The sequence below is a fragment of the Leyella stercorea DSM 18206 genome (assembly GCF_000235885.1).
GTDB lineage: Bacteria > Bacteroidota > Bacteroidia > Bacteroidales > Bacteroidaceae > Prevotella > Prevotella stercorea.
The window spans coordinates 2,130-2,623 of record NZ_JH379338.1 but is presented as its reverse complement, the minus strand read 5'-3'; the positions used below and the strand labels follow the sequence as shown (position 1 = coordinate 2,623).

At 38.5% G+C, this 494-nt stretch carries 1 protein-coding gene; it reads right to left on the bottom strand.

Annotated elements, in window-relative coordinates:
- Positions 1-494: BspA family leucine-rich repeat surface protein (locus HMPREF0673_RS14630; RefSeq protein ID WP_007896666.1), on the bottom strand; the 494-nt coding region annotated here is incomplete at both ends.

Sequence of the window (494 nt, the reverse complement as noted above, 5' to 3'; positions counted from 1 at the left end):
TGTCACGTTCCGTGTATCAAACTTAGAGACATTGAGGGAGGTAAGGCTATTACAACCATAGAACATAGCATACATGTCCGCAACATTCTGGGTATTGAAATTGGAAACATTAAGCGAGGTGAGATTGCTACACCCTCCGAACATTCCTCTCATATTCGTTACCTTCTCTGTATTGAATTTAGAGACATCAATAGAAGTGAGGCTACTACAAGTATGAAACATAGCCCACATACTTGTCACATTCTGTGTATCAAACTTAGATACATCAAGGGAGGTGAGATTGCTACAACCTTCGAACATGCTCCCCATATCCGTCACATTTTGTGTTCTAAACTTAGAGACATCAAGTGACGTAAGACTATTACATTTATAGAACATAGCAAGCATATCTGTCACATTCGCTGTGTTAAAGTTAGAAACATTAAGGGAAGTGAGATTGCTACACCTACCGAACATTCCACTCATATTCGTTACTTTATCTGTATTGAATTTAG